Origin of the sequence: Maribacter luteus, from assembly GCF_009674825.1 — a bacterium.
In the GTDB taxonomy this organism is placed as follows: domain Bacteria; phylum Bacteroidota; class Bacteroidia; order Flavobacteriales; family Flavobacteriaceae; genus Maribacter_A; species Maribacter_A luteus.
This window is the reverse complement of the sequence record NZ_WKJH01000003.1, coordinates 115,898-131,201: the sequence shown is the minus strand read 5'-3', so window position 1 is coordinate 131,201 and position 15,304 is coordinate 115,898. Positions and strand designations below refer to the sequence as shown.

The 15,304-nt window shown below is 39.6% G+C and carries 10 protein-coding genes; 8 read left to right on the top strand and 2 right to left on the bottom strand.

What is annotated here, in order from left to right; all coding sequences use genetic code 11:
- Positions 1-70 precede the first annotated feature (70 nt).
- The 4 genes from GJ691_RS06380 to GJ691_RS06365 all read left to right on the top strand — a co-directional run bounded on the left by GJ691_RS06380 (position 71) and on the right by GJ691_RS06365 (position 7,555).
- Positions 71-4,456 carry a translocation/assembly module TamB domain-containing protein gene (locus GJ691_RS06380; RefSeq protein ID WP_154364973.1) on the top strand — a complete coding sequence of 1,462 codons (4,386 nt, stop codon included), beginning with the start codon at positions 71-73 and terminating at the stop codon, positions 4,454-4,456.
- Positions 4,457-4,614: 158 nt separating this feature from the next.
- Complete coding sequence (pfkA, locus tag GJ691_RS06375) at positions 4,615-5,598, top strand: 6-phosphofructokinase (protein ID WP_154364971.1); 984 nt, start codon at positions 4,615-4,617, stop codon at positions 5,596-5,598.
- A 22-nt stretch (positions 5,599-5,620) separates the two neighbouring features.
- Entirely contained in the window at positions 5,621-6,622 is a 1,002-nt protein-coding gene (gene gap / locus GJ691_RS06370; protein WP_154364969.1) for a type I glyceraldehyde-3-phosphate dehydrogenase, read from the top strand.
- 81 nt (positions 6,623-6,703) lie between these two features.
- Complete coding sequence (locus tag GJ691_RS06365; RefSeq protein ID WP_154364967.1) at positions 6,704-7,555, top strand: N-acetylglucosamine kinase; 852 nt, start codon at positions 6,704-6,706, stop codon at positions 7,553-7,555.
- 3 nt (positions 7,556-7,558) lie between these two features.
- On the opposite strand, the gene GJ691_RS06360 is transcribed toward GJ691_RS06365, so the two are convergent.
- Both GJ691_RS06360 and GJ691_RS06355 read right to left on the bottom strand, forming a co-directional pair.
- On the bottom strand, positions 7,559-7,939 hold the full coding sequence (locus GJ691_RS06360) for a RidA family protein (RefSeq protein WP_154364965.1): 381 nt from the start codon (positions 7,937-7,939) through the stop codon (positions 7,559-7,561).
- Between the two features lie 75 nt (positions 7,940-8,014).
- Positions 8,015-10,756 carry a putative LPS assembly protein LptD gene (locus tag GJ691_RS06355; RefSeq protein ID WP_246200130.1) on the bottom strand — a complete coding sequence of 914 codons (2,742 nt, stop codon included), beginning with the start codon at positions 10,754-10,756 and terminating at the stop codon, positions 8,015-8,017.
- Between the two features lie 71 nt (positions 10,757-10,827).
- Here GJ691_RS06355 and GJ691_RS06350 point away from each other — a divergent pair, with 71 nt between their 5' ends.
- Genes GJ691_RS06350 through GJ691_RS06335 form a run of 4 tightly spaced genes read left to right on the top strand, consistent with a single transcriptional unit; the run spans position 10,828 to position 15,283 of the window.
- Complete coding sequence (locus GJ691_RS06350; RefSeq protein WP_425481735.1) at positions 10,828-12,123, top strand: N-acetylmuramoyl-L-alanine amidase family protein; 1,296 nt, start codon at positions 10,828-10,830, stop codon at positions 12,121-12,123.
- Between the two features lie 55 nt (positions 12,124-12,178).
- Positions 12,179-13,147: an MlaD family protein gene (locus tag GJ691_RS06345; RefSeq protein WP_154364963.1), complete on the top strand. Its 969-nt coding sequence runs from the start codon at positions 12,179-12,181 to the stop codon at positions 13,145-13,147.
- A complete protein-coding gene (locus GJ691_RS06340) occupies positions 13,148-14,473 on the top strand; it encodes a 4Fe-4S dicluster domain-containing protein (RefSeq protein ID WP_154364961.1) in 1,326 nt (441 codons plus the stop codon).
- Positions 14,474-14,491: 18 nt separating this feature from the next.
- Positions 14,492-15,283, top strand: coding sequence for a (Fe-S)-binding protein (locus tag GJ691_RS06335; RefSeq protein WP_154364959.1), 792 nt, complete (start codon positions 14,492-14,494; stop codon positions 15,281-15,283).
- Positions 15,284-15,304: the final 21 nt, after the last annotated feature.

The following is a 15,304-nucleotide window of genomic DNA, read 5'->3' as shown; positions in this document are numbered from 1 at the left end:
GAGAAAAATACTGGTTAGAATACTCTTGGTATTATTGCTCATCTGTGTGTTGGGCACTATAATACTTTCCATGCCTTTTGTGCAAACACGTTTTGCCAAATATGCCACCAATACTATAAATAAGGAGTATGGTACCAATATTAATATTGATGAGATACGTCTTTCTTTGATTTCTTGGGATGTGGCCATCAAGGGTATCTATATTGAGGATTTTAAGAAGGATACACTGTTTTATATTGATGAATTGGGAACTTCGGTCTTAAGTGCTAGGAATTTAGCCAATGGTAGGTTGGAATTTGGGCATATTGATATTGACGGACTTGATTTTAAGTTGATTACCTATAAAGACTCCATCAGTACCAATTTAGAGGTTTTCATTGATAAGCTTGATGATAAAAAGCCAAGGGACCCGGGAACCCCTCCCTTCTTTTTTTCTTCTTCCAATGTTGAAATTGCGAATAGTACTTTTAAATTGATCGATGAAAACCTGGAGAACAAAGAGACCTTGAACTTTAAAAAGTTGAAAATATCCGCAGAGGATTTTTTGATTTTAGGTCCAGAGGTTTCAACCGATATAGGGGCATTGTCATTCATTGATAAAAGAAATCTTGAGGTAAAAAAGCTTGCAACGAAGTTTAAATATACCAAACAGCGAATGAGTTTCGATACCCTAAGTATTGAAACACCCAAATCCAAATTGATCGGTAACTTGGTATTTGATTACGAAAGAAAGGATTTTCAAGACTTTTTGAACAAAGTAAGGCTATCGGCTGAGTTCACCGATTCAAACGTTTCCCTCGATGAAATAAACCTGCTTTACGATCAATTCGGGAAAGGGAAAATGGTTTCTTTTTCATCAAAGGTCAGCGGTGTCCTTAATGACCTTAATACAGACGACCTTTTTTTATTGTCTGAAAATACCGGAGTGCGTGGCGATTTTAATTTTAAGAACCTCTTTTCAAAAGATGCGCCTTTTGTGATGAAGGCCCAAATGAAAAATGTGACCAGTACTTATTATGAATTGCGGGCGTTGATGCCGAATTTCTTAGGTAGTAAATCAATGTCCTCGGCCTTTAGTAAGTTCGGTCAGTTTACCGTAAGGGGAGATGCTACGGTAACCGAAAGTTCGGTCTATGCCAAGGTAAACTTAAATACGGCCATAGGTAGCAGCTATACGGATTTGGAATTGACCGATTTCAACAATATAGAAAATGCAGCTTATCAAGGCTTTGTTTCCTTGATCGATTTTGATCTGGGTTATTTTGTCGATAATGAAAGATTGGGGAAAACAACCTTGGACTTTAATGTTGAAGGGAAAGGTTTTGTAAAGGAAAAGCTCAATACGGAGGTGATAGGGGAAGTGTACTCGGTTAATTTCAATAATTATGATTATAAGAACCTAAAGGTTTCAGGTGTTCTTAAAGAACAACTTTTTGATGGATCTATATTCAGTAACGACCCCAACATTAAATTCAATTTTAAAGGATTGGCTGATTTTGGGGAAGATCACAACAATTTTAATTTCATTGCCAATGTGGAACATGCCGACCTAAAACGGTTGAATTTCATAAATGATAGTATTTCCGTTTTCAAAGGAAATGTGAATATTGATATAAGCGGTAATTCGTTGGACAATATCGTGGGGGACGTGAATTTCACGAAGACTGTTTTCCAAAATGTGAACGATACCTATTACTTCGATGATTTTAAGGTCTCGTCATCTTTTGAGAATGATTCCACAAGGATCATAGATATAAATTCGCCCGATATCATAACCGGTTATCTAAAAGGGAATTTCCGGGTCAAGGAACTGGGACGGTTGGTTCAAAACTCCTTGGGTAGCATATACACTAACTATAAACCCTATGAGATTTCTGACGGTCAAACATTGGCATTTAATTTTAAGATCTATAACAAGATCGTGGATGTTTTCTTCCCTGAAGTGAAATTCGATCCCAATACATTTATAAAGGGTAATATTATTGCGGATGAAGGCGACTTTAAACTTACGTTTAAATCGCCCAGTATTATCGCTTTTGGCAATGAGGCCGATAATATAGATATTAAGATAGATAACAAGAACCCTTTGTTCAACACATTTGTCTCTGTGGGGGACCTTTCTACCAATTATTACGATGTCAAGGATTTTAACCTAATCAATACGACATTAAAAGACACTTTGTTCTTTAGGGCAGAGTTTAAAGGGGGCAGTGAATACAATGATAGTTATAACCTTAATTTTTATCACACCTTCAATAAACAGAATAGGTCGGTAATTGGTTTAAAAAGGTCGGATATCAGTTTTAAGAACAACACCTGGATTCTTAATAAGGAGGGTAATTCCAAGAACAAGGTAATAGTAAATAGGACACTCGATAGTATTCAGATTGAAGAAATCGTGATGAACAATAACGAAAGCGAACAAATTCGTCTACGAGGGCAATTGGCAGATTCTACCTATAAGGACCTAGAACTTCAATTTAAGATCGTTTCCCTAGATAAAATCACACCATCTATAGATAGTTTAAAATTGGGGGGTGAGGTAAATGGTACGTTGAACGTTTTACAAAAGGATGAAGTGTATTTGCCTTCTTCAAATCTGGGGATTACTGATTTTTCTGTTAACGATATGCGTTTGGGCGATTTGTCGATAGGTATAGTCGGTAATCGGGATTTGACTGATTTTGTGGTCAATGCCCAAATAATGGATGGTGGGAAAGAGAAATTGAGTATCATTGGGGATATAGAGAATAAGACCGAGTTGCCACAGGCCAACCTAATGGTTAATTTCAACGGTTTTGATCTGGAGCCATTTAGTCCCTTGGGGGAAGATGTGATAACCAATATCCGGGGCGATCTTTATGGGAGTGCTAAATTTACAGGTGATATAGATAACCCTAATTTTAGTGGTCTGCTAACCTTGAACAATGCAGGACTTGCAATTCCATATTTGAATGTGGATTATGGTTTTGCCCAAAATTCGAAGGTGAGGCTGGCTAAGCAGTCCTTCAATTTTGAAGAAATAGCGATTACCGACGTTGCCCGTAACACCAAAGCTACCCTAGACGGTTCAATAACACATAGCTTCTTTAAGGACTGGGAGCTCGATTTAAAAGTAAATACGAATAACGACCGGTTCTTGATTTTGGATACTCCGTTCGAAGAAGAGGTGTTATATTATGGTACGGGCTTTTTAAATGGCTCTGGCCATATCTTTGGTTCAACAAAAGCTTTGACCATAAATGTAGATGGTAAAACGGCTAAAGGAACCTCTCTTAAAATACCTTTGAGTGATGTTGCAACGGTTGGTGATTACTCATATATCAAATTCATTGAAAAAGATGAGACCGATGCGGAAAACGTACAACGGGTCTTGGATGAGATTCAAGGATTGGAGATGGAATTCAACTTGGACGTTACCCCTGATGCGGAAGTGGAAATAGTTACCGACCAGAAAACAGGTAGTTCATTAAAGGGTACCGGTGAAGGACTTTTGTTGATTCGTATAAACACCAAGGATAGGTTCGAGATGTTCGGGGATTTCGTTGTGGTCACCGGGGAGTTCAATTATAAGTTCGGGGGCGTGATCAATAAAACCTTCAAGGTAAAACCAGGGGGCACTATCGTATGGGATCGTGATCCTTTATCCGCAGAGTTGAATATGGAGGCTGTTTATTCCTTAAATGCGAACCCTGCGCCTTTACTCGAAGATTCTGGGTACACGAGAAGAATTGCTACAGATGTGATCATTCACCTTACAGATAAGCTTGAGAGTCCTGAGATAGATTTTGGTATCGAATTCCCAGGTACGAGCTCAATAATCAAATCAGAGTTGGAATATAGCCTGCAAGATCCACAAGTAGAAGAGAAGAATGCGATTTTTCTTTTGGCCCAAGGAACGTTTGTCAATGACCAAAGTGGTATTAATTCGCAGGCGGTTACGGGGAATTTGATCCAATCCGCTTCGGGATTGTTGAACCAGGTACTTAGTGGTGGTAATGATAAGTTCAATTTAGGTCTTTCTTATGAGCAGGGCATACAGGACGCCAGTACGGATATTGAGACCGAAAACCGGATAGGGGTGACCGTATCTACCCAAATTAGCGATAGGGTCTTATTAAACGGTAAGGTGGGGGTTCCTGTTGGTGGTGCTACCGAAACCGTTGTCGCGGGTGACTTTGAGCTGCAGTTGCTTTTAAATGAGGAAGGAACGTTGAGTGCAAAGTTCTTTAATAGGGAAAATGAGATTCAGGCATTCTTAGGGGATCGCCAAGGGTATACCCAAGGGGTGGGGTTGTCCTATGAGGTGGATTTCAATAGTTTTAAAGAACTGATGCGGAAAATGTTCAAGCGCGATAAGGTTGAAGATACCCCAAAACAAAGCAATGCCAACCCGGTTCAGGTGATGGGTCGTGATAGTTTGATAATTTTTCAAGGAAAAACAAAAGAATTGTGATTTTTTACAACATTATGCCTTTGTAATGTGATATTTGAAACACTCTTAAATTTATTTATATCCGAAAACGATTTAGTGTAATTTGAGGTGTAATAATAAGGGTCAAAGAGTTCTTTTTGTGGTAAAAGTTTGTTACTTTTGTTGGCTTAATTTTCTATATGAATAATATAAGAAAAATAGGTGTTTTTACTTCAGGAGGAGACTCTCCGGGCATGAACGCGGCAATACGTTCAGTTGTTAGGACCTGTGCTTATTTAAAGGTCGAGTGTATAGGGATTTACAGAGGTTATCAAGGTATGATAGAGGGTGATTTTAAACCCATGGGAGCACGTAGTGTGAACAATATCATAAACAAAGGTGGTACGATCTTGAAATCCGCAAGATGCCAGGAATTCAGGACCAAGGAAGGTCGCCAAAAAGCATATGATAATTTAATCGCTGCAGGCATAGATGCTTTTGTTGTCATTGGAGGTGACGGTAGTTTTACCGGAGCAATGATTTTCAATCAGGAATTTGACTTCCCTGTTATCGGAATTCCCGGTACTATAGATAATGATATTTTCGGTACAACCTTTACCTTAGGTTTTGATACGGCTTTGAATACGGTAGTAGAGGCCATTGATAAAATCAGGGATACGGCAAGTTCACATAACAGATTGTTCTTTGTTGAGGTAATGGGCCGGGATGTAGGCCATATCGCTTTGAACGCTGGAGTCGGGGCTGGGGCTGAGGAGATTTTGATACCGGAAGAGAATTTAGGAAGGGAAAGATTGTTGGAATCCCTTAAAAGAAGTAAGGAGTCGGGTAAATCTTCAAGTATAGTAATAGTTGCGGAGGGCGATAAAACCGGAAAGAATATTTTTGAGCTTAAAGACTATGTCGAGGATAATTTCCCGGACTATGATGTTAGGGTGTCCGTACTGGGGCATATGCAACGTGGTGGTTCGCCTTCATGTTACGATCGTGTTTTGGCCAGTAGAATGGGGGTTAAGGCTGTAGAATCACTTTTAGAGGGAAAAACCAACTTAATGGTGGGTATACAGGATAATGAGATAATACTTACCCCGATAAACAAGGCCATTAAAGGTCATACGAAAATAGATAAGGAACTCATAAGGGTTTCGGATATAATGTCAATATAATTTTAATTTAAATTAGTGAAAAATGTCAAAATTGAAAATAGGTATTAACGGATTCGGTAGAATTGGAAGATTGGTGTTTCGTGTTGCAGCGAAAAACGATAATGTAGAGGTCGTTGCCATCAACGATTTGTTAGATGTGGATCATTTAGCATATTTATTGAAGTACGATTCTGTTCACGGTAAGTTCGATGGAACAGTTGAGGTAAAAGATGGTAACCTTATAGTTGACGGTAATACGGTAAGAATTACTGCAGAAAGAGATCCTAAGTCAATTAAGTGGGATGCTGTTGGTGCTGAAATCGTTGCGGAATGTACAGGTATCTTCACAACTTTGGAAACTGCCCAATACCATATTGATGGTGGTGCTAAAAAAGTTGTTATTTCAGCTCCTTCAAAAGACGCGCCAATGTTCGTCTATGGTGTTAACCATAAAGAGATAAAAGCATCTGATACCATAGTTTCAAATGCATCTTGTACCACGAACTGTTTGGCTCCATTGGCTAAAGTGTTGAATGATAACTTTGGTATCGAAGAAGCTTTAATGACTACTGTACACGCAACCACTGCTACACAAATGACCGTTGATGGTCCTTCTAGAAAAGACTGGAGAGGTGGTAGAAGTGCTATGTTGAACATTATCCCTGCTTCTACAGGTGCTGCAAAAGCGGTAACCAAGGTAATCCCAGCTTTGGAAGGTAAATTGACAGGTATGGCCTTTAGGGTGCCTACTGCAGATGTTTCTGTTGTTGATTTAACAGTAAAGGTTTCTAAGGAAACTTCTTTGGACGAGATCAAAAAAGCATTCAAAGCTGCTTCAGAAGGAGAATTGAAAGGTGTTTTAGGATATACTGAAGAGGCAGTGGTTTCCCAAGATTTTGTTGGGGATTCAAGGACTAGTATTTTTGATGCAGAGGCCTGTATTGAATTGAACCCTGGTTTCTTTAAACTTATCTCTTGGTATGATAACGAAGCAGGTTTCTCCAATAAAATGGTTGATATGGTACAATATGTAAACAGCCTATAAGTTTTAAATTAATTAGAATATGCAATCCTGAAAATTATGATCTGATCAATAGTTTTCAGGATTGTTCTTAAATAGTGATCTATGATTTTAATTGTTGATAGTGGGGCTACGAAGTCCGATTGGATTGCATTGGATGAGAAAGGAAATCAATTGTTCATGACCCAAACCCTAGGTTTGAGTCCGGAAGTACTTACCCGTTCGGTAATCGAGGATCGTTTGGCCAATAATTTTGAACTTTCCAAGAATAGTGAAAAGGTAACCAGGCTTTATTTTTATGGGGCTGGTTGTGGTACGGATCGCATGAGGAATTTCTTAAAGGAAATATTTGCCGATTTCTTTCCAAACGCCAAGGCCAATATTAAGGAAGATACTTATGCAGCCATTTATGCTACAACGAAAATAGGTCATCAGGCAATTGTCTGTATTTTAGGTACAGGGTCCAATTGCTGTTATTACGATGGTAACCAGGCCATACAGAAAGTAACGTCTTTGGGTTACATCCCGATGGATGACGGAAGCGGTAATTTCTTCGGTAGAAAATTGATTAGGGACTTTTACTTTCATAAAATGCCTCAATCTTTAGGTATGAAATTCGCTAAGGAATACGATTTAGAAGCTGACGTTATCAAAGAAAACCTATATAAGCAGCCCAATCCTAATACATATTTGGCAACATTCGCCAGGTTTTTGATTGAAAACAAGGAGCATCCATACTGCAAAGGGGTGATAGACAAAGGTTTTCAGCAGTTCGTGAACAATTACATTATGCAATTTGAGTTGGCCACTAAAGTGCCGATCAATTTTGTGGGCAGTATTGCTTATTATCTAAAAGAGGAACTTACCACGGTATTGGAACGTAATGATTTGATCGTGGGTGAAATCCGTCAAAAACCTATTGAAGGTTTAATGCAGTTCCATCAACAGAATCTATAGCTTTTAAGCAACGGCGATCATCGAGATCTCCACATTTACGAATTTGGGCAGATTGGCGACTTCTACCGTTTCTCGGGCAGGAGCAGTCTCTGCATTAAAGTATTTGGCGTAAACGGTATTTATTTCAGCGAATTGGTTCATGTCACTTATGAAAATAGAAGACTTGACCACGTGCTCAAAAGTCATTCCAGCTTCAGTAAGTATAGCCTTTAGGTTTTTCATGCATTGTTCCGTTTCTTTGGCAATATCACCTTCGACAAGTTCACCTGTTTTAGGGTCTATGGGTATTTGACCAGAAATATATAAGGTGTTTCCAGAAAGTACGGCTTGGTTATATGGGCCAATTGGTGCAGGGGCATTTTCTGTGTTTATTATTTTCTTCATAGGTCTATTGTTGTTATAATGTTAGGGATTTTATATAGTATGATTAATACTGTTGTTAAAACGCGGTTCCGAAATTTACTTACTTCTGTTCTCCCATTTAAGGTCACTAAGTATTGAGCTTTTGATTCCGATAAAGAAGTACCATCGTTTATAAGTTCCGAAGGGTGTCCAGTTGAAACGCATTACGAAACTCTTTAAATCGCGTTCAAAACGCAATTGGGTAAGGGTAAAGCCTTTTCCTTTGAAGTCATACCCAGAGGAACCACCAACCTTCCATCTAGGTGACAGTTCTACGTCTCCGGAGAACATAAGGGAGTGACTGCTAAATTCGTTCTGCCTCGCCGAATTGGTGTAAGAAGCCGAGTAAGCCAATCTAAGGTTCCAAGGAATTTTGGTGCCATATATGGGGTTTTCAACATCTTCACCTTCTTTTGATTGGTCCGGGTTGTCCTGAAAACTATCGGCCCGACCGAATAAATCATCCGTACGGCCACCACTTTGTGCCACATAGTCAAAACGATCATCTTTTTTCTCCTTGTCTTCGCCCTTGTCCTTACTGAACATATCACTGCTTAATGAATACCCTACATTAACGTTAGCGCGGGTTAGACGAAATAGGCTTCCCCCGTTTTTTATATTTAAGGTGTTTATTCGTGTACCATTATTGTCAATAGCATAGGGGTCAAGACCAGCGGAGAAATTCACTGACATCTTACTGTCCAATAAGGTCGTACCGCCATTTACACTTAACGGACTTAATCTGAGCGAGTCCGATTCAAAATTATATCCTGTTGAAATATTGAAGTTACTCAGAATGGGGACCTTTTTTGGTTCTGTGGCCGTTGAGTCCTTGTCGCGAACCTTGGCTTCAAGTGTATTGGCTAGTGAAAAGCTTAAACTGTTCGATTTGCTAAGGCTGGGTGATCCGTAAAGGGTGTTTTGAAATCTGGAATATTGCACCACATCCCCGTCTTCATCAATATACTCATCATAAAACTGCTCAAAAGAAGGAGCGTAACCATAACTTATGGACGGTCGCATTACGTGCCTTATGGCCTGTATTTTTTTATCTTCCCCGAAATTGAAAGTACCGTATAAGGTGGTTCCTATACTAGCACTGAAATTGTATTTGTTGAAACGGTCGAAACCACTTATCGTATCGGTGACCACTTCGTCCTCTGTTTCATCATAACTTTGGCCATAAGTCTGCATGGTCCATATGTCCTGATAAGTTCCCCCTACACTAACACTGAAATATTTTGCGACCTTGAAGTTCGTGGTAAGTGGTATGGAGTGTTTTGCCCCGATTTTAGCCCCATCGAACATTTCGGCTTTCAGAAAATCATCATCAGTAGTCGATATTTTGTTCGCCGCATTTAAATCATACTGAAAGTTGATGTTTTGGATGATCCCCTTCTTAATGCCATCTCGCTCTGCAAAAGGGTAAATACGCTCCATGCTTGCCTGTAAAGTTGGTAGGGTCAATTCAATGGCCTCTGTATTTGTATTTTGGCTATGCGTGGCAGATAAACTCATATTCACAGAAGGGTAGGCGGGAAAAGTCTTTGAATAGGAAATAGATGAAGACAAGGTATTGTTTTGGGTACTCGGCAAGTTTCTTTGTTGCAAAGAATTACGATAGTACTCACTACTTCCCATGTTCACCGATGCCGAGAACCTGGAATTTGGACTGGCCTTGGTATCCTGTGAATGTGATATTTGAATGTTCCAGTTCTTGGTGAGGCTGTAATCACTGAAGCCTTTTTGACTTGTTATGATGTTCTCAAACCTGAAATTTACATTTCCGCTGTATTTATAACGTTTGGAGTAAATGGATTGGGTCTTGAAACCCCAACTACCATTGGTATAAAAATCACCTGTGACCAAAATATCGGCGTACTCCCCAATAGGAACATAATAGCCCAAATCCTGTAAAAAATATCCTTTATCGGCTTGGTTACCAAAGGTTGGCATCATTACTCCCGCCGTTCTTCCCACACTTAAGGGAAAGTAAGCAAAAGGTAGCGCTATCGGTGTTGGCACATCTGCAATGTACAGGTTACTGAAACCTGCTATCACTTTCTTTTTCGGTACAAATTTAGCCTTTCGGATCCTGATATAATAATCAGGATCAATGGTATCGGTAGAGGTGGTGATCTTTCCTTCACTCAAAAAGTAGACCGAGTCATTTTCTTTTTTCGTGATATCTGCATATACCTTCATGGCATCACTGCCCAATTGGCCAAGACCAGCTTGTTGTTCTGTACGGGAATTCCAGATAATCGCTTTTTGTGTATCGAAATTGAACCGGATTGAGTCAGGGATTACTTCATTGGTACCTTGTTTAAAAAATGGGAGTTGGGTGTAATTGCCCAGTGAATCTTTGATTCGTCCGGCATAAACTTCATTTTTCACATAATCCATAACGATTATACCTGCCCTGAGTTCGGTATCTTGATATAGGATCTCAGCTTCGTTATAAAGGTAGATTTTTTGTTCTTTTTGGCTCATACGTACATAATCCTTCGCCTTGTACTTTATTACATCCAATAATAAAGGTGGTTTGGTTTTTGTAGTATCGACCTCGGTAGAATCATTGCCCGTTTCTTTTCTGAGTTCAGCCTCGGTCAAAAGGGGGGCGAAAATAGTATCCTGTTCAACCTTAATGGTTAAAGGCACTATTTTGTCCTCTTGGGCATGCCCGATACCACTACCGATTATAAGTAGGAAAATGAAAAGTAAATATTGTTTATTTGATTGCAAGGCTAGATATCCTATTTTTGTAAAGGTTGGCTTGACTTTTTGAAGGTCAAACATACATATATTTTTTGTTCCACTTATAGGGTATTACAATAAATTTAACCTATTTAAGATTCTCAAATTACCTCATGAAAATGAATTTGAAACGTTTTTATCTTTTAACCATATTACTATTTCCAATACTACTTTGCGCAAACACAGTAAACAAAGGGCTTCAACGCAATGATGGTAAATTCGTGATCGTTTTGGATGCAGGACATGGAGGGCACGACCCTGGTAACCTTGGCAATGGCTACTTAGAAAAAAATATTGCCTTGAATATTGTATTGAATGTTGGTAGGATATTGGAGGCCAATCCGGATTTCAAGGTAATATACACCAGAAAGGACGATACCTTCGTTGATTTGTTCGTTCGGGGTGAAATTGCGAACAAGGCGAATGCCGATTTGTTTGTTTCCGTTCATTGTGATTCGCATTCTTCCGATGCCCATGGGGCTGGTACGTTCGTTTTGGGGCTACATGCCAATAAACAGAATTTTGAAATAGCCAAGAAAGAGAACTCGGTAATTTATTTGGAGGATAATTATGAGGATCGATATGCCGATTACGATATCAATTCCCCAGAGTCGATCATTGGGTTGACCATAATGCAAGAGGAGTTCTTGGACCAAAGTATTGCCCTGGCCAAAATGATACAGGATAATTTTTCAGGAAAACTGAATCGGGTAAACCGCAAAGTGAAACAAGCAGGTTTTATAGTCTTGCACCAAACGTTTATGCCGAGTGTTCTGGTAGAAACAGGATTTTTGACCAATAAATCAGAAGGGGCTTATTTGAACTCAAAAAAGGGACAGGCCCAAATTGCACAGGCCATTGCGGAAGCTGTTTTAAAGTACAAAAATAGCGTACATACGGGGATAACCGGTCAACAAACCCTTGATACGGAAGTTGCCCTAAATGAAGAAGTTTTACCCGCAAAGGAGGAAAAACCAATTGAAGTGCCTCCGATTCCCAAGGAAGAAAAGAAACCTGAACCAGAGCCTGTTGATTTGAAAAAGGAGCCTATTAAAGAAGAAATAGCCGCATCGAAAACCAAGGTAGAAGAAGAGGTCAAGAAAAAAGAAGAGGGGATAACAGCGGTAAAATCCATGGAAAAGACCAATGTGGCATTTAAGGTGCAGATCATGGCGAGTGGCAAGGATTTGGAATTGATTCCCCAAAATTTCAAGGGGCTGGGAAATGTTTCACGAGAACGTTTTAAGAACCTTTATCGCTACATGTACGGTAAAACCCATTCTTTTGAAGAAGCGAAAATGTTAAAGTCAAACGCTGATATAAAAGGGTTTACAGGCTCCTATATCGTTGCTTACAAGGATGGTGTGCGCATACCTGTAGCCGATGCTCTTAAATACGTTTCGGAATAATAACAGCAGTCTCAATTTTATTTCTAATTTTGTTAGAAACGATAAATCAATCCATTTGAAACTATCCAGGGAAATTAAAACGGGAATAATAGTGGTAGGGGGCATCCTCCTTTTTATTTTAGGTTTTAGCTATTTAAAATCAACACCTATATTTGATAATAGTAAGACTTTTTATGCTGTTTATAAGCATGTTGGAGGGCTTCAGCCCGGAACACAGGTTTCTATCAATGGGTATAATGTAGGTATAGTCAATGACATAAAATTCAAAGATGAGACCGGAAATTTATTGGTCACTTTTTCCGTGAACAATGAATTCAGTTTTTCCAAGAACAGTAAGGCAGAATTGTACGATACTGGAATAATCGGAGGTAAGGGAATTCAGATCAGACCTGTTTTTGATGGTGCCCCTGAGGCCCAATCAGGGGATACCTTGATTACGGATACCCGTCCTGGATTGACCGAACTGGTTCAGCAAAAACTTACACCGTTACAACAGAAAATAGAAGGGGCCTTTACCAATGCCGATTCCTTATTGATGAATGTGAATCAAGTATTGGACGATAAGACCAAAAACGAATTAAGGGAATCAATTGCCGGTCTTAACGAGCTTATGCATAGTCTGCAAGGCAGTGCCGAGGTGTTGAATCAATTATTACAAAAAAACCAAGGGAAGTTAGATAGTTCATTGACCAACTTCTCAGAGCTATCCTCTAATTTCGCTAAACTTTCAGATTCATTGAACAATGCGGGATTAGGACGTACCATGGCCAGTTTGGAATCCACTGTTTCCAACTTGGATAAGATTCTGGGGCAAATAGAACGCGGTGATGGATCAATGGGGAAACTTATGAAAGATGAGGCCCTGTATAATAACCTGAACAACGCATCAAAGGAATTAGATCTGTTATTACAGGATTTTCGTTTAAATCCGAAACGATATGTAAACGTATCCGTTTTCGGAAAAAAGCAAAAGGATTATACGCTTCCTGAAAATGACCCTGCGGAAAATAAAGAACAGCCATAAATGGAATATATTAGCAATATTATCTTCGCACTGATACTGGTTATCGGTATTGTTTTTTTTGCACGTAATGTAAAAAAGCTTATTCGTAATATTCAGCTGGGAAAAGAGGTCGATGTAAGCGACAACAAACCCCAACGATGGAAGAATATGGTCAAGATCGCTTTGGGCCAGACCAAAATGGTGGTTAGGCCTGTACCCGGTATTTTACATATTCTGGTTTATGTAGGTTTTATTATCATAAACTTAGAGGTTCTGGAAATAATCATTGATGGCCTTTTGGGCACTCACAGGATTTTTGCGGACTTAGGAGTAATTTATGATGTTTTGATCGCTTCATTTGAGATTTTGGCTTTTTTGGTTATCATTTCGGTCATACTCTTTTGGATTCGAAGAAACGTTATCCGGTTAAAGAGGTTCATGAGCCCTGAAATGAGTGGATGGCCGAAAAATGACGGGAACATGATCTTGTATATAGAATTGGTCCTGATGTGCCTGTTTTTAACCATGAATGCCGCTGATTTTCAGTTGCAGCAGTTAGGGGCTGCACATTATGTTGAGGCCGGAACCTTTCCCATAAGTCAATTTTTGGTGCCGATTTTAGATGGAATGTCAGCACAAACATTGATCATTATTGAAAGAACAGCTTGGTGGTTGCATATTGTCGGTATTCTATGTTTTTTGAATTACCTGTACTATTCCAAACATTTGCATATTTTGTTGGCATTCCCAAACACCTATTTCGGTAAGTTGGGACCAAAAGGTAAATTCAGGAATTTGGATGCCGTTACCCAAGAAGTTAAACTAATGATGGATCCCGATGCGGATCCTTATGCCGCTCCCGCTGAGGACGCAGGGGAACCCGGTAAATTCGGGGCATCGGATGTGATGGATTTAAGCAGGGTACAATTGCTCAATGCCTACACATGTACCGAATGTGGCCGTTGTACCAGTGAATGTCCCGCGAACCTTACAGGAAAGAAACTGTCACCTCGAAAGATCATGATGGATACCCGTGATCGACTAGAGGAAGTAGGTAAGAATATAGATGCCAATAATGGTGAATTCGTTGATGATGGCAAACAATTGTTGGGCGATTATATTACCAATGAAGAACTTTGGGCCTGTACCTCTTGTAACGCATGTACCGAAGCATGTCCTGTAAGTATAGATCCATTATCCATTATCATGGATATGAGACAATATTTGGTAATGGAACAATCCGCAGCACCATCAGATTTGAATAATATGATGGGCAATATAGAGAATAACGGGGCGCCATGGCCATTCAATCAAATGGATAGGTTGAATTGGAAAGACGAATCCTAAACAAAATAAATCCTTAGTATGGGAAGTGAAATGAAAGTACCGACAATGGCTGAACTTTTTGCGGCCGGTAAACAACCCGAAGTTTTGTTTTGGGTAGGTTGCGCAGGGAGTTTTGACGATCGGGCAAAGAAAATAACCAAAGCCTTCGTAAAGATCCTGAATAAGGCCAATGTGTCCTTTGCTGTATTAGGTACCGAAGAAAGTTGTTCCGGTGATCCGGCAAAAAGGGCAGGAAATGAATTTTTGTTCCAGATGCAGGCTGTTACGAATATAGAGGTGATGAATGCTTATGAGGTAAAGAAGGTGGTTACCACTTGTCCGCATTGCTTTAATACCTTAAAAAATGAATATCCGGGATTAGGAGGTAATTATGAGGTAGTGCACCATACCCAATTTTTAAAACAATTGTTGGAAGAAGGTCGAATTTCGATGCAAGGAGGAAAGTTCAAAGGGAAAAAAATCACTTTTCACGATCCTTGTTATTTAGGTAGGGCGAACAATGTTTATGAAGCCCCTAGGGATTTGATCAAAAAGTTGGATGCCGAATTGGTTGAAATGAAGAATTGTAAGTCCCGGGGTTTATGTTGTGGGGCCGGTGGTGCCCAAATGTTCAAAGAACCAGAGGAGGGCGATAAGGACATTAATATTGAGCGTACAGAGCAGGCCTTGGAGACAGAACCGGAGATTATTGCCGCTGCTTGTCCTTTTTGTAATACCATGATGACCGATGGGGTCAAGAACAAAGAAAAGGAAAGTGAAATCAAGGTAATGGATATTGCCGAGCTTATCGCGAACGCCGAGGACCTGTAAACTGTTTTATTTTTAATAATA

Coding starts and splice junctions, on each gene's coding strand:
- GJ691_RS06380 (WP_154364973.1), top strand. CDS start 71: ATGCCTTTTGTGCAAACACGTTTTGCCAAATATGCCACCAATACTATA.
- pfkA (WP_154364971.1), top strand. CDS start 4,615: ATGAATAATATAAGAAAAATAGGTGTTTTTACTTCAGGAGGAGACTCT.
- gap (WP_154364969.1), top strand. CDS start 5,621: ATGTCAAAATTGAAAATAGGTATTAACGGATTCGGTAGAATTGGAAGA.
- GJ691_RS06365 (WP_154364967.1), top strand. CDS start 6,704: ATGATTTTAATTGTTGATAGTGGGGCTACGAAGTCCGATTGGATTGCA.
- GJ691_RS06360 (WP_154364965.1), bottom strand. CDS start 7,939: ATGAAGAAAATAATAAACACAGAAAATGCCCCTGCACCAATTGGCCCA.
- GJ691_RS06355 (WP_246200130.1), bottom strand. CDS start 10,756: ATGTTTGACCTTCAAAAAGTCAAGCCAACCTTTACAAAAATAGGATAT.
- GJ691_RS06350 (WP_425481735.1), top strand. CDS start 10,828: ATGAAAATGAATTTGAAACGTTTTTATCTTTTAACCATATTACTATTT.
- GJ691_RS06340 (WP_154364961.1), top strand. CDS start 13,148: ATGGAATATATTAGCAATATTATCTTCGCACTGATACTGGTTATCGGT.
- GJ691_RS06335 (WP_154364959.1), top strand. CDS start 14,492: ATGGGAAGTGAAATGAAAGTACCGACAATGGCTGAACTTTTTGCGGCC.